23 protein-coding genes and 1 riboswitch are annotated in these 19587 nt (G+C 75.9%); of the genes, 8 read left to right on the forward strand and 15 right to left on the reverse strand.

Annotation, left to right across the window (positions count from 1 at the left end; all coding sequences use genetic code 11):
• Positions 1 to 40: 40 nt before the first annotated feature.
• The 10 genes from cobA to O2W20_RS12690 form a co-directional block, all read right to left on the reverse strand.
• Complete coding sequence (gene cobA / locus O2W20_RS12645; RefSeq protein ID WP_269172273.1) at positions 41 to 1273, reverse strand: uroporphyrinogen-III C-methyltransferase; 1233 nt, start codon at positions 1271 to 1273, stop codon at positions 41 to 43.
• A complete protein-coding gene (cobT, locus tag O2W20_RS12650) occupies positions 1270 to 2358 on the reverse strand; it encodes a nicotinate-nucleotide--dimethylbenzimidazole phosphoribosyltransferase (protein ID WP_269185507.1) in 1089 nt (362 codons plus the stop codon). The genes cobA and cobT overlap by 4 nt, the downstream gene beginning before the upstream one ends.
• Positions 2355 to 3869 (reverse strand): Rv2231c family pyridoxal phosphate-dependent protein CobC, encoded by a 1515-nt coding sequence (gene cobC / locus O2W20_RS12655; RefSeq protein ID WP_269172272.1) that lies wholly within the window; start codon positions 3867 to 3869, stop codon positions 2355 to 2357. The genes cobT and cobC overlap by 4 nt, the downstream gene beginning before the upstream one ends.
• Complete coding sequence (locus tag O2W20_RS12660; protein WP_269172271.1) at positions 3866 to 4711, reverse strand: energy-coupling factor ABC transporter ATP-binding protein; 846 nt, start codon at positions 4709 to 4711, stop codon at positions 3866 to 3868. Before O2W20_RS12660 ends, cobC begins: the two co-directional genes overlap by 4 nt.
• Entirely contained in the window at positions 4708 to 5442 is a 735-nt protein-coding gene (gene cbiQ / locus O2W20_RS12665) for a cobalt ECF transporter T component CbiQ (protein ID WP_269172270.1), read from the reverse strand. The genes O2W20_RS12660 and cbiQ overlap by 4 nt, the downstream gene beginning before the upstream one ends.
• The gene (locus O2W20_RS12670) at positions 5439 to 5759 is read right to left on the reverse strand and encodes an energy-coupling factor ABC transporter substrate-binding protein (RefSeq protein ID WP_269172269.1); all 321 of its coding nucleotides are present in this window, start codon (positions 5757 to 5759) and stop codon (positions 5439 to 5441) included. The genes cbiQ and O2W20_RS12670 overlap by 4 nt, the downstream gene beginning before the upstream one ends.
• Entirely contained in the window at positions 5756 to 6472 is a 717-nt protein-coding gene (locus O2W20_RS12675) for an energy-coupling factor ABC transporter permease (RefSeq protein WP_269172268.1), read from the reverse strand. Before O2W20_RS12675 ends, O2W20_RS12670 begins: the two co-directional genes overlap by 4 nt.
• Positions 6459 to 7847, reverse strand: a complete 1389-nt coding sequence (locus O2W20_RS12680; RefSeq protein WP_269172267.1) for a cobyrinate a,c-diamide synthase — start codon at positions 7845 to 7847, stop codon at positions 6459 to 6461. The genes O2W20_RS12675 and O2W20_RS12680 overlap by 14 nt, the downstream gene beginning before the upstream one ends.
• A 103-nt stretch (positions 7848 to 7950) precedes the next feature.
• A complete protein-coding gene (cobO, locus tag O2W20_RS12685; protein ID WP_269172266.1) occupies positions 7951 to 8565 on the reverse strand; it encodes a cob(I)yrinic acid a,c-diamide adenosyltransferase in 615 nt (204 codons plus the stop codon).
• Positions 8565 to 10658 (reverse strand): putative cobaltochelatase, encoded by a 2094-nt coding sequence (locus tag O2W20_RS12690; protein ID WP_269172265.1) that lies wholly within the window; start codon positions 10656 to 10658, stop codon positions 8565 to 8567. The genes cobO and O2W20_RS12690 overlap by 1 nt, the downstream gene beginning before the upstream one ends.
• A 46-nt stretch (positions 10659 to 10704) precedes the next feature.
• Positions 10705 to 10816, reverse strand: a riboswitch (adenosylcobalamin (AdoCbl) riboswitch).
• A gap of 78 nt (positions 10817 to 10894) precedes the next feature.
• Between O2W20_RS12690 and O2W20_RS12695 the strand changes: the two genes are divergently transcribed.
• The 6 genes from O2W20_RS12695 (at position 10895) to O2W20_RS12720 (ending at position 14772) form a co-directional block, all read left to right on the forward strand.
• The gene (locus O2W20_RS12695; RefSeq protein ID WP_269172264.1) at positions 10895 to 11341 is read left to right on the forward strand and encodes a hypothetical protein; all 447 of its coding nucleotides are present in this window, start codon (positions 10895 to 10897) and stop codon (positions 11339 to 11341) included.
• Complete coding sequence (locus O2W20_RS12700; protein ID WP_269172263.1) at positions 11338 to 11832, forward strand: hypothetical protein; 495 nt, start codon at positions 11338 to 11340, stop codon at positions 11830 to 11832. The genes O2W20_RS12695 and O2W20_RS12700 overlap by 4 nt, the downstream gene beginning before the upstream one ends.
• A complete protein-coding gene (locus O2W20_RS12705; RefSeq protein WP_269172262.1) occupies positions 11829 to 12122 on the forward strand; it encodes a transcriptional regulator in 294 nt (97 codons plus the stop codon). Before O2W20_RS12700 ends, O2W20_RS12705 begins: the two co-directional genes overlap by 4 nt.
• A gap of 73 nt (positions 12123 to 12195) precedes the next feature.
• The gene (locus tag O2W20_RS12710; protein ID WP_269172261.1) at positions 12196 to 13260 is read left to right on the forward strand and encodes an AbrB family transcriptional regulator; all 1065 of its coding nucleotides are present in this window, start codon (positions 12196 to 12198) and stop codon (positions 13258 to 13260) included.
• 57 nt (positions 13261 to 13317) lie between these two features.
• On the forward strand, positions 13318 to 14418 hold the full coding sequence (locus tag O2W20_RS12715; protein ID WP_269172260.1) for an AI-2E family transporter: 1101 nt from the start codon (positions 13318 to 13320) through the stop codon (positions 14416 to 14418).
• Between the two features lie 144 nt (positions 14419 to 14562).
• Entirely contained in the window at positions 14563 to 14772 is a 210-nt protein-coding gene (locus O2W20_RS12720) for a hypothetical protein (protein WP_269172259.1), read from the forward strand.
• A 10-nt stretch (positions 14773 to 14782) separates the two neighbouring features.
• Here the strand turns inward: O2W20_RS12720 and O2W20_RS12725 are convergent, their stop codons facing one another.
• Positions 14783 to 15388: a type II toxin-antitoxin system PemK/MazF family toxin gene (locus O2W20_RS12725; RefSeq protein ID WP_269172258.1), complete on the reverse strand. Its 606-nt coding sequence runs from the start codon at positions 15386 to 15388 to the stop codon at positions 14783 to 14785.
• Between the two features lie 231 nt (positions 15389 to 15619).
• Here O2W20_RS12725 and O2W20_RS12730 point away from each other — a divergent pair, with 231 nt between their 5' ends.
• Positions 15620 to 15820 carry a hypothetical protein gene (locus tag O2W20_RS12730; RefSeq protein ID WP_269172257.1) on the forward strand — a complete coding sequence of 67 codons (201 nt, stop codon included), beginning with the start codon at positions 15620 to 15622 and terminating at the stop codon, positions 15818 to 15820.
• 45 nt (positions 15821 to 15865) lie between these two features.
• Here O2W20_RS12730 and O2W20_RS12735 read toward each other — a convergent pair whose 3' ends face one another.
• Both O2W20_RS12735 and O2W20_RS12740 read right to left on the reverse strand, forming a co-directional pair.
• Positions 15866 to 16291 (reverse strand): VOC family protein, encoded by a 426-nt coding sequence (locus O2W20_RS12735; RefSeq protein ID WP_269172256.1) that lies wholly within the window; start codon positions 16289 to 16291, stop codon positions 15866 to 15868.
• A gap of 33 nt (positions 16292 to 16324) precedes the next feature.
• Entirely contained in the window at positions 16325 to 16939 is a 615-nt protein-coding gene (locus O2W20_RS12740) for an MSMEG_1061 family FMN-dependent PPOX-type flavoprotein (RefSeq protein WP_269172255.1), read from the reverse strand.
• Between the two features lie 53 nt (positions 16940 to 16992).
• Between O2W20_RS12740 and O2W20_RS12745 the strand changes: the two genes are divergently transcribed.
• Positions 16993 to 17382, forward strand: a complete 390-nt coding sequence (locus O2W20_RS12745; RefSeq protein ID WP_269172254.1) for an acyl-CoA thioesterase — start codon at positions 16993 to 16995, stop codon at positions 17380 to 17382.
• Here the strand turns inward: O2W20_RS12745 and O2W20_RS12750 are convergent.
• Positions 17369 to 18883 carry a cobyric acid synthase gene (locus O2W20_RS12750; protein ID WP_331254112.1) on the reverse strand — a complete coding sequence of 505 codons (1515 nt, stop codon included), beginning with the start codon at positions 18881 to 18883 and terminating at the stop codon, positions 17369 to 17371. The genes O2W20_RS12745 and O2W20_RS12750 overlap by 14 nt on opposite strands.
• Positions 18865 to 19521, reverse strand: a complete 657-nt coding sequence (locus tag O2W20_RS12755) for a lysophospholipid acyltransferase family protein (protein WP_269172253.1) — start codon at positions 19519 to 19521, stop codon at positions 18865 to 18867. Before O2W20_RS12755 ends, O2W20_RS12750 begins: the two co-directional genes overlap by 19 nt.
• Positions 19522 to 19587 lie beyond the last annotated feature (66 nt).

A 19587-nucleotide genomic window follows, 5' to 3' on the forward strand; every position in this document is an offset into this window, starting at 1 on the left:
CGAGGAACGGTACGTCGGCCGTGTGCCACCTGCTCGGCGATCAGCCGGCGCCGAGGCCCACCACGTCGCCGACCACCCACACGGCGGGCGGGCGGACGCCCTCGTCGGCGATGGTCTGCGCCAGCCCGGCGAGGGTGGTGCGCAGGGTCCGCTGCGAGGGGCTGGCGCCGTCGGTGACCACGGCGACCGGCGTCTCCGGTCCCCGGCCGTGCTCCACCAGGGCGGCGGAGATCGCCGGGGCGGTGTCCACGCCCATCAGCACCACCACCGTGCCGCGCAGCCGGCCCAGCGCCGCCCAGTCGACCAGTGACGCCGGGTGCCCCGGCGGCACGTGCCCGGAGACCACGACGAACTCGTGCGTCATCCCGCGGTGGGTCACCGGGACGCCGGCCAGCCCGGGGACGGCGATCGCACTGGTCACCCCGGGCACGACCTCGACCGGCACGCCGGCTGCGGCACACGCCTCGAGCTCCTCGTAGCCGCGGCCGAAGACGAACGGGTCACCGCCCTTGAGGCGCACCACCCGGCGGCCGGCGAGGGCGTGGGACACCAGCAGCTCGTTGATCTGCTCCTGCGCCATCGAGCGCCCGCGCGGCAGCTTGGAGGCGTCGATGACCAGCACGTCGGCGGGCAGCGAGGCGAGCAGCCCCTGCGGGGCGAGGTGGTCGGCGACGACGACGTCCGCCGTGGCGACCGCCTGCCGGCCGCGCACCGTCACCAGCCCGGGGTCACCGGGCCCGCCACCCACCAGGACGACGCTGCCGGCGGCCACCGAGGGGGTGCGGGAGGCGCGGTCGGCGATGGAGCCGTCGGTCAACCCGGTCAGCACCGCATCCCGCACGCCGATGGCCCGCTGCGGGTCGCCGCCCCCGTGCACGCCGATGACGAGGTCGCCCTGCCGGCCGACCGCCGGGGTCCAGACGGTGGAGACCGAGCGGTCGTCGGCGCGGGCGCAGAACACCCGGTCGCGCTCGGCCTCGGCGGCGACGGCGGCGTTCACGTCGGGGTCGTCGGTGGCGGCCACGGCGTACCACGCCCCGGCCAGGTCGCCCGCGACCCAGCGCCGCGGGTGCCAGGTGACCGAGCCGGGTGCGACGAGGGCCTCGAGGGCCGGGGTGAGCTCGGGGCTGACCACGGTGACCTGCGCGCGGGCCTCGAGGAGCCCGGCGACCCGGCGGTGCGCGACCTGGCCGCCGCCGACGACGACGACGCGGCGCCCGGTCAGCCGCAGGCCCACCGGGTAGACGGTGCCCGGATCCGGAGAGGCGGTCACTTCTCGGTCACACCGGCGGAGTCGAAGGTGGCGACGTCGCGCAGCGCACGGGCCGCGCTGGCCACCAGGGGCAGGCTCAGCAGCGCCCCGGTGCCCTCGCCGAGGCGGAGGTCGAGCCCGAGCAGCGGGCGCAGGCCCAGCGCACGCAGGGCCAGGCCGGCGCCCGGCTCGGCCGAGGTGTGGCCGGCCAGGGCGTGGTCCAGCGCCGCGGGGCACAGCGCCGCGGCGACGAGGGCGGCCGAGCCGGCGATCACGCCGTCCAGCAGCACCGGCACCCGGGCGGCCGCGGCGCCGAGCACGAAGCCGGCCAGCGCCGCGTGCTCGAGGCCGCCCAGCTCGGCCAGCGCGGCGAGGGCCGCCTCCGGCGTGGCCGGGCGGGCCGGCACCCGGGCCACCGCGCGGGTGACCGCCGCGATCTTGCGTTCCAGCGTGGGGTCGTCGATGCCGGTGCCGCGGCCGGTCGCCGCAGCCGGGGCGGCGCCGGTGAACGCGCAGACGAGGGCGGCGGCGGCGGTGGTGTTGCCGATCCCCATGTCGCCGGTGACCAGGCACCCGGAGCCGGCGGCGAGCGTCGTCGCCACCTCGATGCCGACCTCGACGGCCTGCCGGGCCTCCGCGAGGGTCATCGCCGGACCGAGGGAGAGGTCGGCGGTGCCGCGGCGGACGTTGCGTTCCAGCAGCCCCGCGGCGGGGCCGACCGGGGTGGCCACGCCGACGTCGACCACGACCACCTCGGCGCCCAGCTGGGCGGCGAAGGCGTTGACCACGGCGCCGCCGGCGGCGAAGTTCGCCACCATCTGCGCGGTGACCTCCTGCGGCCACGGGGTGACGCCCTGGGCGTGCACGCCGTGGTCGCCGGCGAAGACCGCGACGGCGGCCGGCTCGGGCAGCGGGGGCGGGCACACCCCGGCGATGCCGGCCAGCTGCGCCGCGACGTCCTCGAGCACGCCGAGGGAGCCGGGGGGCTTGGTCATCCGGTCCAGCCGCTCCCGAGCGGCCCGCTCGGCGGTGCTGTCCCGCGGGGTGATGGCCGCGATGGTCGCACCCAGCAGCGTGCCGGCGAAGGGGGTCGGGTCGGTGCTCAGCGGACCTCCTCGGTCGTGTCGATCGGGTCAAGGGTCTCAGCCAGCGCCGACGCGAACGCACGGGAGGTCTCCGGGTCCCGGACGGCGACCCGCAGGTGGTCGCTGCTCAGGCCGGGGAACGTGTCGCCCCGGCGCACCGCCCAGCCCCGTGCCCGGAGCCGCTCGCGCACCCGGGCACCCGCCGGCACGCGCAGCAGCACGAAGGACGACCGCGGCTCGGCGACCACCTCGACCGCCGGTGGCAGCGCGGCGAGCAGCGCGGCCCGGTGCTCGGTGAGCCGGTGGGCCACCTCCTCGGCCTCCGCCCCGGCGGACGGTGCGGTGCAGGCGGCCAGCGCGGCGAGCGCGGGGGTCGAGACCGGCCAGTGCGGTTGCTGCGCGGCCAGCGCGGCGACCAGGTCGGCCGGGCCCAGGGCGTAGCCGACGCGCAGCCCGGCCAGGCCCCAGGTCTTGGTCAGGCTGCGCACCACCAGCAGCCCGGGCAGGTCGGTGCGGGCGGCCAGTGACTCGGGCTCCCCGGGCACGGTGTCGGCGAACGCCTCGTCCACCAGCAGCACCCGGCCCGGGCGGGCCAGCGCAGCGAGGTCGGCGGCGGGGTGCAGCACCGACGTCGGGTTGGTCGGGTTGCCGACGACGACGAGGTCGGCGTCGGCCGGGACCGCCGCCGGGTCCAGCCGGTACCCCGGCGCGGTCAGCAGCAGCCGCTCCACCGGGTGGCCGGCGGCGCGCAGCGCGGCCTCCGGCTCGGTGAAGGAGGGGTGGACGACGACCGCGCGGCGGGGGCGCAGCGCCCGGGCGACCAGCGTGAACGTCTCGGCGGCGCCGGCGGTGAGCAGCACCTCGGCCGGGTCGCGGTGGTGCGCGGCGGCGACCGCGGCGCGGGCCGGGCGCGGGTCGGGGTAGGCGGCGCTGGCGTCGAGGGCGTCGACCAGGACGGCGCGCAGCCAGGCCGGTGGGGCGTCCGCCCGGACGTTGACCGCGAGGTCGACCAGGCCGGGGCCGACCTCGACGTCGCCGTGATGCCGGAGGTCGATGTCGTGGTGCCGGAGGTCGATGTCGTGGTGCCGGAGGTCGATGTCGTCGTGCCGGAGGTCGATGTCGTCGTGCCGGAGGTCGACGTCGCCGTCCTGGAGGTCGTTGGCCTCGACGCCGGGGGAGACGGCCACCGCGACCGTGACCCGGCCGTGCACCCGCTTGCTGACGACGAGCCGCCCGCCTCCGAGCAGAGCCGCCGCCTCGGCGACCGATGCCGTGCCGACGGCGGCGGCGACCCGCGCCGACGGGGTGGGCACCGGGACGGCGGCCAGGGCGGTGGCCGGGTGCCCGGTCAGCAGCCAGCCGCGGCGCGCGGCCGCCTCGCGCACCCCCGGCTCGGCGGCCCGGACGTCCAGCGTGGCCAGCCGGACCGGGCCCTCCGGTGCCGGCAGCACGGCGTCGACGGCGGCCAGCACCTCCTCGGCGGTCGCCCCGGTGGAGACGCCCACGCCGACGGTGGTCCCCGGACCGGTCACGTGCGCACCCCGGGGCGGTCGGGGAGGGCGGCCAGCAGCGCGTCGGCATCGCGGGGGAGGGCGCCGTCGGGCAGCAGCCCGAGGGCCTGCAGCCGGGCGCCGACGCTGAGCGCCCAGGGGCGGTCCAGCCGGGCGCGCGCCAGCAGCGCGTCGTCGCCCAGGACGACGTCCGGGGCACCCTGCACCACCCCGCCGTCCACCACCACGGCGACCTCGTCGGCCCAGCGCAGCGCCAGGTCGACGTCGTGGGTGCTCATCACGATCGTCGAGTCGGCCTCCTGCAGCCGGGCCAGTGCGGCCAGGGCCTCGCCGACCGCGGTCGGGTCGAGCCCGGCGGTCGGCTCGTCGAGCATCAGCACGCATGGCCGCATGGCGACCGCACCGGCGATGGCGACCCGCTTGCGTTCGCCGTAGGAGAGCTGGTGCGTCGGGCGGCCGGCCAGGTGGGCCACGGCGAGCAGCTCCAGGGCCTCGGCCACCCGGGCGCGGACCTCCTCCTCCGGCAGGCCGAGGTTGACCGGCCCGAAGGAGACGTCCTGGGCGACCGAGGCGCTGAACAGCTGGTCGTCGGGGTCCTGCAGCACCAGCTGCACCGCCTGCCGGTGGGCGCGCAGGCCCTTCCGGGTGAAGTGCAGCTCGGCGTCGTCCAGGGTGATCCGGCCGCGGGTGGGCGGCAGCGCCCCGGACAGGCAGCGCAGCAGCGTCGTCTTGCCCGACCCGTTCGCGCCCAGCAGCGCGAGCCGGCGGCCGGGTGGCACGGTCAGCGACGCGCCGTCGAGCACCCGGGCGCCCCGTTCGTACCCGGCGACCAGGGCCTCCGCGGCCAGCGTCAGGTGGCTCATGTGAGCGCGCTGACGGTGACCAGGGCCGCCAGGCCGGCCAGGGTGGCAGCGACGAAGCGGGGGGAGGAGGGCAGCACCTCCGGCAGCACCCGCAGCCCGGTCTCCATGCCGCGCCCGGCCAGCCCGTCGGACAGCCGCCGGGCCCGGTCCCAGGAGCGGGTGAGCACCGCGGCGGCCAGCATCCCGGAGGAGCGGTAGGAGTTCCGGATGCCCGCGTGCCCCATCCGGGCGGCCTGCGCCTCGCGGATGGTCGACAGGCTGGTGAGCAGCACGAACAGCATCCGGTAGGTCACCGAGGCCACCTCGACGACGGCGTCGGGCACCCGCAGCCGGTGCAGCGCGGGCAGCAGGTCCGACATCGGCGTCGTCGTCGCCAGCAGCAGCACCGCCGCGCTGCCGGCCACCGCGTGCGCGACCAGCCCGCCGGCCTGGGTGGCGGCGTCCGGCGCCCAGCCGAGGCCGCCGTCCCCGACCTGGACGACGGCCGTCAGCGCCCCGATCAGGATGAACGCCAGGGGCAGCCGGACCGCCCGGCCGAACGTGCGCGCCGGCACCCGGGCCGGGCCCAGCGCCAGGACGACGGCGGCCAGCCCGACGAGCACGCTGCCGGGCCAGGCCGGGAGCACCAGGGCGGCGAGCACCAGTCCGCCGCTGAGCAGCAGCTTGTCGGCGGGGGAGCGCAGCCGCCAGGCGCTGGCCCAGGCGGCGTCGTCGATCGCCAGCCCGGTCACGGCGTCGTCGGCGGCGTGAGCGCCTTCCCCGCCGTCTGCTCCGCCGTCCGCCGGCCCTTCAGCCGGCCGAGCACGTAACCCAGCACCCCGCCGCCCAGGGCCGCCTGCAGCGCGAACAGGCCGGACTCGATCTCCGAGGAGCCGGGGGAGAAGACCGACTCGAACCACGGCTCGTAGCCGGCGTCGGACTCCTCGATCAGCGCGGTGGCCTGGCTGTCCGTGCCGGCGTACTCGCTGGCGCCGTCGAGCAGCAGCGGCGTGGCGAAGAGCGCGATCACGGCCAGCACCAGCAGCGCGGTGACCAGGTGCCGCCTCACCGCTCAGCCCCGGGGGTGGGTTCGGGCACCGGGGCCTGATCGGGCTCCGGTGTGCGGCGAAGGACGCCGAGGCGCTCCAGCTCGGGGCGGGCGCTGACCACGAGCACCCGGAACAGCAGGACGCCGAGCAGGCCCTCACCGATCGCCAGCGGCACCTGGGTGAAGGCGAAGACGGACAGGAACTTCGCCGCCGCCCCGGCGAAACCGCTGGCCGCGTCGGGGTGCGCCCAGGCCAGCTGCAGCGCCGTCGTCACGTAGGTGGCCAGGTCGGCGACCGCCATGGCGGCGAACACCCCGGGGAGCAGCCCGCCCCCGCTGCGCCGGACCAGCCGGTAGGCGGCGTAGCCGGCCCAGGGGCCGACGACCGCCATGGAGAAGGCGTTGGCGCCCAGGGTGGTCAGCCCGCCGTGCGCCAGCAGCAGCGCCTGGAACAGCAGCACCACCGTGCCGAGCAGCGCCATCACCGGGGGTCGGAACAGGACGGCGCCCAGCCCGGTGCCGGTCGGGTGGCTGGAGCTGCCGGTGATCGAGGGCAGCTTGATCGCGCTGAGCACGAAGGTGAACGCCCCGGCGGCGCCGAGCAGCAGGGTCGACTCCGGGTTCTCCCGCACCTCCTTGACCACCGCCCGGGCGCCGTGGACGACGAACGGGGCGGCGGCGATCGTCCAGCCGATGGCGTGAGCGGGCGGCAGGAACCCCTCAGCGATGTGCACGGCCGACCTCCTGGGGGAGCCGCGCGGCGGCGGCGACGAAGCGGGTGGCCATCCCGGGAGACCCGGCCCAGTTCAGGTGCAGGTAGGAGGCGTGCACGTTGCCGACCACGAAGCCCTCCGGTCCGTCGGCGTTCCACTGCCAGGCGGGGGTCGCACCGGCGGCGGGGCCGGCGGCGGTGCGGTGGAACTCGTGCCCGCGCACCCGGGTGCCGGCCGGGGCCAGCACGCTGTCGGTGAGCGCCACCGCGGCCCGGTAGCCCAGCGTGAGCCGCGGGTGCATCGCGGTCGTCGTCGGCAGCACCCCGCACATCGGTTCGCCGTCCAGCTCCTGGGAGAGGTACAGCAGCCCGGCGCACTCCGCGGCGATCGGACCCCCACGGGCGGCCAGGTCGGCGATCGCCGTCCGCAGGCCGACGTTCGCGCTGAGCGCGCTGGCGTGCACCTCGGGGAAGCCGCCGCCGACGACCAGCGCCCCGGTGCCCTCGGGGAGATCGTCGTCCCGCAGCGGGTCGACGGTCACCACCTCGGCGCCGGCGGCGGTGAGCAGCTCGGCGGTCTCGGCGTAGCCGAAGGTGAAGGCCGGGCCGCCGGCCACGGCGATCACCGGCCGGCCCTCGACCCGGGTCACCTCGGCGGCCGGGTCCCACGGCTCGCCGGTGAGGTCCGGCGCGGTGCGGGCCAGCCGCAGGACGGCGTCCAGGTCGATGCTCGACTCGACCACCGCGCCCAGCGCGCGCACGGTCCGGACCGCCTCCGCCGACCGTTCGGCCGCCGGCACCAGCCCCAGGTGCCGGGACGGCGTCTGCAGCTCCGTGATCCGGCGGACCGCACCGAGCACCGGCACCCCGGCGGTGCCCAGCGCCTCGCGCAGGATCGCCTCGTGCCGGTCGGAGCCGACCCGGTTGAGCACCACGCCGCCGATCCGCACCGTCGGGTCGAAGGTGGCGAACCCGTGCACCAGCGCGGCCACGCTGCGGGCCTGCGAGGCGGCGTCGACCACGAGCACCACCGGCGCTTGCAGGTGGGCGGCGACCTGGGCGGTGGAGCCGTAGCCGGGCTCGACGCTGGCGTGGGCGGCGCCGTCGAACAGGCCCATCACGCCCTCGACGACCGCGACGTCGGCACCGCGGAAGCCGTGCAGGAACAGCGGGGTGATCCGGTCGTCGCCGACCAGCCACTTGTCCAGGTTGCGGCCCGGCCGGCCGGCGGCGAGGCCGTGGTAGCCGGGGTCGATGTAGTCCGGGCCGACCTTGTGCGGGCTCACGGTGAGCCCACGGTTGGTGAGCGCAGCGATCAGCCCGGTGGTGATCGACGTCTTCCCGGCGTTCGACGACGGCGCCGCCACGACGATCCGCGGGATGCGGTGGGTGCTCATCGCCCGGTCCTCGTGGCGACTGTGCAGTTGTGGTCGCCGACACGCGCGGACACGCCGGGGCGGGCGACCACAACTGCGCACTCGACGGGGAAGGGAGCGGTCATCACCACTCGATCCCCCGTTGGCCCTTCTGGCCGGCGTCCATCGGGTGCTTGACCTTGGTCATCTCCACGACCAGGTCGGCGGCCTCGATCAGCGCCGGCGGGGCGTCGCGCCCGGTGATGACGACGTGCTGGCTGCCCGGCCGGTTGGTCAGGGTCTCCACGACGTCCTCGACGTCCACCCAGCCCCACTTCAGCGGGTAGGTGAACTCGTCGAGCACGTAGAAACGGTGCGCCTCGGCGGCCAGGTCGCGCTTGATCTGCGCCCAGCCCTCGGCGGCGTCACCGGCGTGGTCGGTCTCGTCGCCGTGCTTGCGCGACCACGACCAGCCCGAGCCCATCTTGTGCCAGACCACCGGGCCGCCCTGCCCGGTCGTCGCATGCAGCTCGCCCAGGGCGGTCAGCGCGTTCTCCTCGCCGACCTTCCACTTGGCGCTCTTGACGAACTGGTAGACCGCGATCGACCAGCCCTGGTTCCACGCGCGCATCGCCATCCCGAAGGCGGCGGTGGACTTGCCCTTCATCTCACCGGTGTGCACCGCCAGCAGCGGCCGGTTGCGGCGCTGCCGGGTGGTCAGCCCGTCGACCGGGACCGCGGTGACCTGTCCCTGTGGCATCAGGCGGCCTCTCGCACCGTGCGGACCAACGACTCCGGTCCCAGCTCCTCGAGCCGCATCGTCTGCGCGCCGAGCGCCGTGCCCAGCGACGCGGCCAGGCCGAGCCGCACCGGGCCGGACTCGCAGTCGACGACGACGCTCGCCGTCCCGGCCGCGGCGAGCAGGCCGGCGGCCCGGCGGGCGTCGGAGAGGTGGTCGCCACCGCGCGGCCCGGTCGCCCGGCCGTCGGTGACGACGACCAGCAGCGGCCGACGCTGCGGGTCACGGACCCGCTCCAACCGCAGCGTCTCGTGCGCCCGGAGCAGCCCCGCGGCCAGCGGGGTCCGCCCGCCGGTGGGCAGGCTGGTCAGCCGGGCGGCCGCCGCCTCCACCGACCAGGTCGGCGGCAGGGTGAGTTCGGCGTCGCCGCCGCGGAAGGTGATCAGGCCGACCTTGTCCCGGCGCTGGTAGGCGTCCATCAGCAACGAGAGGACGGCGCCCTTCACCGCGGCCATCCGGGACCGGGCGCCCATCGAGCCGCTGGCGTCGACGACGAAGAGGACCAGGTTGCCCTCGCGGCCCTCCAGCGTGGCCTGGCGCAGGTCGTCCCGCTCGACCCGCAGGCCGGTGCCGGTGCGCCCGCGGGCCCGCTGGTGCGGTGCCGCGGCGAGCACGGTGTCGACCAGGTGCAGCTTGGTGACGCTGCCCTCGGGACGGCGGGAGCCGACCACCCGGCCGCGTTCGCTGCGGGCCCGGGACCGCCGGCCGGCTGCGCCCGCGCCGATGCCGGGCACCTCCAGCCGCTGCACCCGGAACGCGGCGTCCGGGGCGACGGCGGCCTTCTCCGGTGCCGACGCGGCGTCGGTGTGCCCGCCGCCCTCACCCCGCGGCGCCGTCGTCGGCCCCTGCTCCCCGCCGTCCGGACCGGTGCCGTCGTCCGAGGGGCCAAAGTCGCGATTTTGGCCCCCGGGGGTGCCGCCGTCGGTGGGGCCACCGGCGGTCGGGCCGCCGGGCGGGTCGTTGCCGTCTGGGGTGTCGTCCGTCGGGTCGCCGTCGGTGGGGTCGGTGCCCTCGGGTGGGGTGGGGTCGTCGTCCGGCGGGGAGTCGGGGCGGGAGTCCTCCAGCGCCTGGTCCAGGGTCTCCTCGTCCAGGCCGGGGGCGTCGAAGGGGTTGCGCCGGCGGCGGTGCGGCAGCGCCAGGCGGGCGGCGACCCGGACGTCGTCCTCGGTGACGTCGGTGCGCCCGCACCAGGCCGCGTGCGCGATCGCGGCGCGGGCGGTGACCAGGTCGGCGCGCAGGCCGTCGACGTCGAAGGCGGCGCAGACGCTGGTGACCTGGCGCAGCGCCGCATCGCTCAGCACCACGCTGGGCAGCAGCGCGCGGGCCGCGGCGATCTGGTCGGCCAGCTCGCGCTCGGAGACGGCCCAGGCGGCGGCGAAGCCGGCCGGGTCGGCGTCGTAGCCGAAGCGGCGGCGGACCACCTCGGCGCGCAGGTCGGCGTCCCGGGGGGCGGCGACCTCGACGGTGAGCCCGAACCGGTCCAGCAGCTGGGGGCGGAGCTCGCCCTCCTCCGGGTTCATGGTGCCGACCAGCAGGAAGCGAGCGGCGTGCCGCACCGAGACGCCCTCGCGCTCCACGTAGGCCCGGCCCAGGGCGGCGGCGTCCAGCAGCAGGTCGACCAGGTGGTCGTGCAGCAGGTTGACCTCGTCGACGTACAGGACGCCGCGGTGCGCACCGGCCAGCAGCCCGGGCTCGAACGACTTCACGCCCTCGGTCAGCGCGCGCTCCAGGTCCAGCGAGCCGACCAGCCGGTCCTCCGAGGCGCCGACCGGCAGCTCGACGAGCTTGGCCGGGCGGGTGACGGGGCGGTCGTCGGCGGAGTGCGGGCCGTCCGGGCACTCCGGGTCGGGGGCGGCGGGGTCGCAGGCGAAGCGGCAGCCGGCGACGACGTCGACCGGAGGCAGGACGGCGGCCAGGGCGCGCACCGTCGTGGACTTCGCCGTGCCCTTCTCGCCGCGCACGAGCACCCCGCCCACGGCAGGGGAGACGGCGTTGAGCAGCAGCGCCAGTCGCATGTCGTCCATGCCGACGACAGCGCCGAAGGGATAGGTCATGAAGAGACCACAGGTCCTCTCCCCGGGTGTCCACGCCCGGAGGTGGCAGGAAGCGACGGCGGGAGTTCCTGACTCCCCGGCCGGGACCGGGTCACAGTGGCGGGACCGCGCCGGAGTTCCACCGGGCTTCCTCCACTGCCGTCGCAGTTGGAGCGCCATTCGACCACGCGCACCCCGGGTGAGGACAGGGGCGTGTCTCTTGACGAAGTGGAAAGTCATGCGCCACTCTTTCCATCATGGAAAGCAGAGGGATCGGCCGGGACGACGCCACCGCCCAACTGGCCGCGCTGGACGCGGACCGCGCCGCGCTGGCCGACCGGGTCGTACCGCCGTGGTGGTACGACGTCACGCTGGGGCTGCTGCTGTTCGGGTTCATGGCCTCCTACGCGTTCGACTCGCTGTGGGTGACCTTCCCGGCGCTGGCGGTGTTCGGTGCCTGCCTCGCCGCGTTGATCTCCGCGTACAAGCGCATCACCGGCGTCTGGGTGAACATCGACGCGCGTTCGATGGCCGTGTGGATCGGGATCGTCCTGGTCGTCCTCGTGCCGGCGTTCGTGCTCGCCGACGGGTACGGCCACCACTGGGTGATGGTGCCCGCCGGCGCCGTGCTCGGGGTCGCGGTCGCCCTGCTGGGCCGCCACTGGAGCCGCGCCTACGCCGCCGAGCTGCGGGGCGAGCGATGACGGGGTCCGTGCCCGTCGGGGGCGAGCCGGTGACCGACCCGCAGGCGGCGGCCGCGCAGCTCGCCGCGCTGCAGTCGGACCGGGCTGCGGTGGCCGACCGCCTGATGCAGCCGTGGTGGTACGACGTCGCCCTGGGGCTGCTCCTCTTCGGCTTCTTCAGCAGCTACTCGTCCCACAGCATCTGGGTGATCGCCGGAGCGCTGGTGCTCTTCCTCGCCGGGATCGCCGGGCTGGTGTCGGCGTACCAGCGGATCACCGGGGTCTGGTGGGACGCCCGGAAGGTGGGGCCGGTCCAGGACCGCGTCCAGCGAGCCATCCGGTGGTGGGCGACCGGCTACTTCGTGCTGTTCGCCCTGGGCGGCGCAGCCGAGTTCCTGCTCGACCTGCGTGGTGCGATGGTCGTGGTGGGCGCGGTGCTGGGGGCGTCGGCGGGTCTGCTCAGCCGGTGGGTGACCCGGATCTACGTCGCCGGCCTGCGGGCCGGGCGGTGACCGCGGTCGAGCCGCGGTTCGACGCCGTGGTCCACGCCCCGCCGCGGCTGCAGATCTGCGGGCTGCTCGCGGTCGTCGACACGATGGAGTTCGCCGCCGTCCGGGACGCGGTCTCGGTGAGCGACTCCGTCCTCTCCAAGCACGTCAAGCAGCTGGAGGAGGCGGGCTACGTGCAGGTGCGGAAGTCCACCATCGCCTCCCGCCAGCGCACCAGCCTGGCGCTCACCAAGGCAGGGCGGGCGGCGTTCGGCGCCCACGTCGCCGAGCTGCGTCGCATCGCCGGCCTCTGAGGGCGGGCTCACCGCCACGAGCTCGGACGGGCCTCGCAACAGGGTGCCGACGAGGTGGGGCAGAGTGCCCGGCGTGGCACGGGGGCGAGGGGAGCGGGTGCTCGACTGGGCCGCCGTCCTCCTCGTCGGGATCGGCGCCACCGTGGCGCTCGACCTCCTCGCCGTGCCCTCCGCCGCGTTGTTCGGCGGGCTGGTGGCCGGGCTGGGCCGGGCGCTGCTCGGCACCACGCCGTTGGCGCTCCCACGGCCGGCCGGCACCGGCGCGCAGGCGGTCATCGGGGTCTCGATCGGCGCGCTGATCCAGGCCGACACGCTGCGCACGGTCGCCGACCACTGGCTGCCGGTGCTGCTGATCACCGTCGCCACGCTCGCCGTCAGCCTGGTCGCCGGGCAGCTGATGCGGCTGCAGCCCGGGGTCACCCCGGTGACCGGCGCGTTCTCGATGATCGCCGGCGGCGCCTCCGGCATCACCGCGATGGCCCGGGACCTGGGCGCGGACGCCCAGGTGGTCGCCGTCCTGCAGTACCTCCGGGTGCTGCTCATCGTGACCGCGATGCCGATCGTGGCCACCACCGTCTACGGCGCCTCGGGTAACGGCGCGGCCTCGCCGACCGACGACGGCCCCGGCTGGCCGGCCGGGCTGCTGTTCACCGTGGTCTGCGTGGTCGTCGGGGTGCTGCTCGGCCGGGTGAGCCGGCTGCCGGTGGGCGCGTTGCTGGGTCCGCTGGCGGTGGCCGCCGTCCTGGACGTCACCGGGCTGTCGCAGGGGGCCACCGTGCCGCCGCCGGTGGAGGCGGCCGGCTTCCTGGCGATCGGGCTGCAGGTGGGCCTCGGCTTCACCCGGGCGAACCTGCGGCTGGTCGGCCGGGCGCTGCCACTGGCCGTCGTGCTCATCGTCGGTGCGGTCGCGGCCTGCGCCGGGCTCGGGGTCCTGCTGTCCCGGACCGCCGGGGTGAGCGCGCTCGACGGGTACCTGGCCACCACGCCCGGCGGGCTCTACGCGGTGCTGGCCACGGCGACCGGCAGCGGCGCCGACGCGACCTTCGTGCTCGCGGTCCAGGTGCTCCGGCTGTTCGTGATGCTCTTCTCCGCCCCGCTGCTGGCCCGCTGGCTGGGCAGGGGGCAGCAGCCGGCCTGAACGTGACGATCCCCGATCGTCATGTGTCAGGCGGCGTTCCCGTGGCATCCCCTGGGCATGGCAGCTCACGAACCCCGCTCCGACCTCGGACCCCGACCCGATCTCGAGCCCCGATCAGACCTGGACGGCCGGGCGGCGCCCGACTGGCTGGTGCGCTCCGCCGCCGTCGGCGGGCGGCTGCTGGTGCTCGCCGTCCTCGTCTGGCTGCTCGCCGGCCTGGCCGTGAAGCTCACCCTGGTGCTCGTCGCCGTGCTGACCGCGCTGCTGCTCGCCGGGGTGGCGGCGCCGGCGGTGCGCTGGGCGAGCAGCAGAGGCGTGCCGCGGTGGGTCTCCGCGGGTGCCGCCGTGCTGCTGCTCCTCCTGCTGCTGGCCGCCGCGGGGTTCGGTCTGGCCGCCCGCATCGCCTCCCAGCTGCCCCAGCTCCGTGACGCCCTGGACCGGGTCTCCGCCCAGCTCTCCGAGCGATTCGGCATCTCCATGCCCTCCCTGGGCGACCTGATGGGCGGCGGGGGGCAGGGCAGCTCCGGCGTCACCGAGCTGATCGGGCCGGCCCGGACCCTGCTCGAGATCGTCCTCGGCGTCTTCCTCGCCCTGGCGCTCGCGTTCCTCTTCCTGACCAGCGGTCCGGGCATGTGGCGCTGGCTGGTCGACAAGTTCGGCGGCACGCTCCGGGAGGACGTCGACGCCGGCGGGCGGGCGGCGTGGGGCACGGTCGGCGCCTACGTGCGGGGGCTGACGATCGTGGCTCTGTTCGACGCGGTCGGCATCGGGGTCGGTCTGCTGCTGCTCGGCGTGCCACTGGCGCTGACCCTCGCCGCACTGCAGTTCGTCGCCTCCTACATCCCCACCATCGGCGCCTTCGTCGCCGGCGCGGTCGCCGTGCTGGTCGCCTACGGGACCTCGGGCCTGGGCACCGCCGCGCTGGTGCTCGGGCTGGTCGTGCTCGTCCAGCAGCTCGGCAACGACGTGGTCGAGCCCTACGTGATGAAGAACCGGCTGCCGATCAACGCGGCCATGGTGCTGATCGCCGTGACGGCGGGCGGGCTGCTGTGGGGCCTGGCGGGCGCCCTGCTGTTCGTGCCCCTCCTCGCGGCGGTCTCGGCGGCCGGCCACGAGGTGTGGACGCGGCACGGATCACGCCCGATCGCCGGCGGTTGAGCGTCGCTGCCGCGGGACGAGCGGCTCCTGGGTGCCTACCCTTGTCGGGGCCGCCACCCGGTGCGGCACCGGCACCGAGCGAGGAGGACTGCGCTGTCCGAGGACGACACGACCGCCACCGGCACTGCCGAGGACCAGGCTGCCGTGCTGCTGTTCGTGGGCGGGCCGCTGGACGGCCGGGTGGAGCTCCGCGAGGCGCGCCACGGTGAGCCGCTGCCGACGATCACCCACACCCACCTGCACGGCGGGCCGAAGGTGGTGCACCGGTACGACCTGCGGTCGCTGACGGACTCGGCCGGCGTCTACCACCTGCGGCCTCGGACCTCGCGGGACGGCGACGGCGCCACCGGCTGACGACCCGTCGTCAGCCCCGCAGGCGCCGCACCTCGACGGCGACCTGGTCGAACCGGTCCCGGCCGAGGACAGCGCCTTCGCGCCGGACGTCGTCCGGGTCGATCCGCAGGACCCGGTCGATCCGCACCTCACTGGGCCGGCCCTGCCGGTCCCAGCCGCCGCTGCCCACGTCGACCCAGTGCCGGCCGTGCCGGGCCTCGTCGCTCACGTCCCGGTCGTGGTCCTTGCTGGTCAGCATGAGGCCGAGGAGGGCATCGCCGTCCCGCCCGACGACCAGCACCGGCCGGTCCTTGCCCCGGCCGTCGCCCTCGTCGAACGGCACCCAGGTCCAGACGACCTCGCCCGGATCGGGACGGCCGTCGGCCCGTGGTGCGTAGTCCAGCTCCAGCGGACCGGTGTAGTCGGTCGCCAGGTGGATCCGCCGCGGCGGCGCCGCCGGGGGCAGGGGAGCCCGCGCAGGGGGCGCCGAGCCGGGGGCGGCCCACTCGGGGAGGGACGGCGACCGGTCGCCGGGACGCCTGCGCGTGCGGCTGCTGCGCCGGAGGCTCCGGCTGCCCTCCTGGACGACGACGTCCACCAGTCGCCCGAGTGTTCTCCGCCAGCTGCTGCCCGCCACCCTCGGCACGGTAGGCGATGGCCCCCGCGACGCGCCGGACGAGGACACGCCGGGCTGCGCGTCGGCGGTCCGGCGCGCGCGTCTCCGCGGGAACGACACGCGTGTGATCCTCGTGACAGTTGGTGCGTGAACGTCATCGAATTGGTCACGACATCGGGTCGGTCGGGCTCTCCGGGGTGAAACTCGTGATGGCGATCTGACCGCGGTCGCCACGGGGGAGAGGGTCGCGAGATGGCCATGGTCGAGCCGGTCCACCCGGCGGAGGTGCTCGTGTCGCCGGCGGTGCGCGCGAGCGCACTCGCTGCCTGGCAACTGGTCGAGGACGCCCGCTACCGGACGCCGGACCGGCAGCGTCGCAACGAACGGCGGCGCCTGCTGGCCCAGCGCGCCGTGGCCGACCGCAAGGCCGAGCGAGAACACCCCCTCGGCTGAGCGGCCCCGATCCGCACGCCGCGAGAGCTCAGCGCGGGACGGCGGTCAGGTGAGGCAGAGCTCGTTGCCCTCGGGGTCGGCGATCGTCACCCAGCGGTGCGGGCCCTGGTGCCCCTCGTGCAGCACCGTGGCCCCGCGCGCGGTCAGCCGCGCCACCTCGGCGTCCACGGCCTCCGCGCCCACCCGCACGTCCAGGTGCACCCGGTTCTTGACCGTCTTGGGCTCGGGGACGAGCTGGAACAACACCCTCGGCGCACCGCCGGTGGGGTGGTTGATCGCCGCGCCGGCCCGCCAGACGAGCTGGCCGTCGTGCCGCATCGTCTCGGCCTCGGTCGCGAAGCCCTCGTCGACCATGCGGCGGATGAAGGCCTCGTCGGTGGGTTCTCGGTCCCAGCCCAGCGCCTCGGCCCACCAGTCGGCGAGCGGGTGCGGCGCGACCGAGTCGACGGTGACCTGGAAGGTGTGTGCCATGCCGGGCATGCTGCACCCGGCCACCGACAGGAGCTAGAGCTCTCGGGCGAGGTCCGCGCGGATCGTCGCGTCGTCGGGCAGCGGGGTCTCCAGGGCGCAGTGGTCCTTGAGCACCTGGCCGAACGGCGTCATCGTCGAGCGGTCGACCTGGGCCTCGGGGTCCCACAGCCGGGAGCGCATCAGCGCCTTGCCGCACTGGAAGTAGGCCCGCTCCACGTGGACGACCAGCACGGAGCGGGGCTCGCGGCCGAACTCGGTGAAGTCGATGCCGAGGTCACCGGCGCCGACGAGCGACGTCGTCCCGAAGACCTTCAGCGTCTCCTCGCAGCCGGGCACGAAGAACAGCAGCGCCGCCCGCGGGTTGGCGGCCAGGTTGCGCAGGCCGTCGACCCGGTTGTTGCCCTGCCGGTCGGGCAGCGCCAGGCGGTGCTCGTCCAGCACGTGCACGAAGCCCGGCTCGCCGCCGCGCGGGGAGACGTCGGGCCAGCCCTCGGCGTCCGCGGTCGCGAGCGTGGCGAAGGGCGAGCGGCCGATGAAGGCGCGGCAGTGCTCGTCGACCCGGTCGATGACCTTGTCGAGAACCAGCTGGGAGGGCGCCCGGTAGGCGGCCAGCACCTCGAGGTCGGCAGCGGCGGTGTCGGCAGTCACGGCTCCGACGGTAGCGGCCGGGGCCGCCGGCCCGGTCGGTAGCCTGCCCGCTCGTGCCTGCGGTGTGGAGTGCCCCGGTCCGGTTCGTCGAGTGCGACCAGCAGGGCGTGGTGTTCAACGCGCACTACCTGACCTGGGCCGACGAGGCGGTCACCGCCTGGTGGGGCACGGTCGGCGTCCCGCACGGGGCGCTGGACGCCTGGGGCGTCGAGTACCTCGTCAAGGCCACCGCCCTGGACTGGAGCTCCTCGGCCCGGTACGGCGACACGGTCGCGGTCGACGCCGAGCTGACGAAGCTGGGCCGCACCAGCCTGACGCTGCTGCTCACCGTGCGGGTGGACGACCGGGTCTGCTGCACCGTGCGGACCACCTACGTGGCGACCGCCGACGGCCGCCCGGTGCCGTGGCCGGACGAGGTGCGGGCCCGGGTCAGCGCGCGCTGAACCCGCTGGCCAGCACCGGCAGCCCCACCGGCGGGCCGGCCTCGACCAGCCGCCACAGCGCGTCGGTGTCCGCGTGCTCGGCGATCAGGTCGCCCAGCGCGTCCAGCCGGGCCTCGCGGTGCTGGGCGAAGTCGGTGTCCGGGGCCGCGGTGAACCGGCGGCCGGCGATCCGGGCGACCTCGGTGAGGAAGGCCCGGCGGAAGCCGTCGGACTCCAGCGCCCCGTGCCACGTCGTCCCGAAGACCGAGCCGGCGCGGGCGCCGTCCAGGAAGGGCTCGGCGCCGTCGTCCAGGCGCACGACGCCGTGGTGGATCTCGTAGCCGCGGACGGGCTGGCCGAGTGCCGAGCCGGTGGGCCGGCCCAGGGTCTTCTTTCGGGCGAAGGTGACCTCGGTGGGCAGCAGGCCGAGCCCGGGGACGACGCCGGCCCGGGACTCGACGTCGTCGCTGATCGTGCGGGCCAGCATCTGGTGGCCGCCACAGATGCCCAGCACCGGGCGGCCCTCGGCGGCCCGCCGGGCGACAGCGTCGGCCAGCCCGGTGTCCCGCAGCCACTGCAGGTCGGCGACGGTGGACCGGGTGCCGGGCAGCACCACCAGGTCGGCGTCGGCGAGCTCCTCGGGGCGGGTGGCGTACCGCAGGAGCACCCCGGGCTCGGTGGCCAGCGCGTCCAGGTCGGTGAAGTTGGACAGCCGGGGCAGCCGGGCGACCGACACCCGGAGGACGTCCTCCCCGTGCGGCGGGCCGGCGGGCGCGCGGACGGCGTCGACGCCCAGGGAGTCCTCGACGTCCATCTCCAGCCCCGTGCGCCAGGGGAGCACGCCCAGGGTCGGCCGGCCGGTGAGCGCGGCCAGCTGGTCCAGGCCGGGGGCCAGCAGCCGGGCGTCGCCGCGGAACTTGTTGACCAGGAAGCCGGCGACCAGCGCCTGGTCGGCCGGGGGCATCAGCGCGACGGTGCCGTAGAGGGCGGCGAACACCCCGCCCCGGTCGATGTCGCCCACCACGACCACCGGCAGCCCGGCGGCGGTGGCCAGGCCCATGTTGGCGATGTCGTCGGCGCGCAGGTTGATCTCGGTGGGGGAGCCCGCCCCCTCGCAGACCACCACGTCGAAGCGGGCACGCAGGTCGGCCAGGCAGGCCAGCGCCTGCTCCAGCAGGGCGGCCTTCATCGGCCGGTAGGACAGGGCGGTGACGTCGGCGACGGCCCGCCCGAGGACGACGACCTGGCTGGCGTTCTCCCCGCCCGGCTTGAGCAGCACCGGGTTCATCGCGGCCTCGGGCTCCACCCGGGCGGCCGCGGCCTGCATCACCTGGGCGCGGCCGATCTCGGCGCCGTCGGCGGTGACCATGGAGTTGTTGCTCATGTTCTGCGCCTTGAACGGCGCGACCGACACCCCCTCGCGGACCAGCCAGCGGCAGATGCCGGCGGTGACCACGGACTTGCCGGCGTCGGAGGTGGTGCCGGCGACGAGCAGCGCGCCGCTCAGGGCCGTCCTCCCCAGCCTGCCTTCTCCTGGCCGGACAGCTCCGCGATCGCCTCCATCACGCGGTCGGTGACCTCGCGCCGCGCCCTGCCCTTGCCCGCCAGGCCGCGGTGCTCGGGGAAGGTCAGCGGCTCCCCGAAGGTGACCCGCACCCGGTGCGGGCGCGGCCACTTCGCACCGACCGGCTGGACCTTGTCGGTGCCGTGCACCGCCACCGGGACCACGGGGCAGTCGGCGGTGAGCGCGAGCCACGCGACGCCGGTCTTGCCGCGGCCCAGCCGCCCGTCGCGGGACCGGGTGCCCTCCGGGTAGACGCCGAACGCCTCCCCGGCACACAGCACCCCCAGCGCGGTGTCCAGCGTCGCCTGGGCGGCCCGGGCCTCCTGCCGCTCGACCGGGAGCGCCCCCAGCGCGGTGAACAGCGTGCGGGTGAGCCACCCGCCGATGCCCGACCCGTGCCAGTACTCGGCCTTGGCCAGGTACCCGACCTTGCGGGGCGCCACCAACGGGATGGCGAAGCTGTCGATGAAGGACAGGTGGTTGCTGGCCAGGATGACCGGGCCGGTGGGGGGGACGTTGGCCCGGCCGGTCACCTTCGGCCGGAAGACGAGGATGAAGAGCGGTCGGAGCACGAACCGGACGAGCAGGTAGAACACGTCGCCGTCCCCCTTCCTCGTCCCGGCCTGCGTGGCGCGGGTCCCGGCATCTTCCCCCGTGGCCGC

Origin of the sequence: Modestobacter sp. VKM Ac-2982, from assembly GCF_026967935.1 — a bacterium.
In the GTDB taxonomy this organism is placed as follows: domain Bacteria; phylum Actinomycetota; class Actinomycetes; order Mycobacteriales; family Geodermatophilaceae; genus Modestobacter.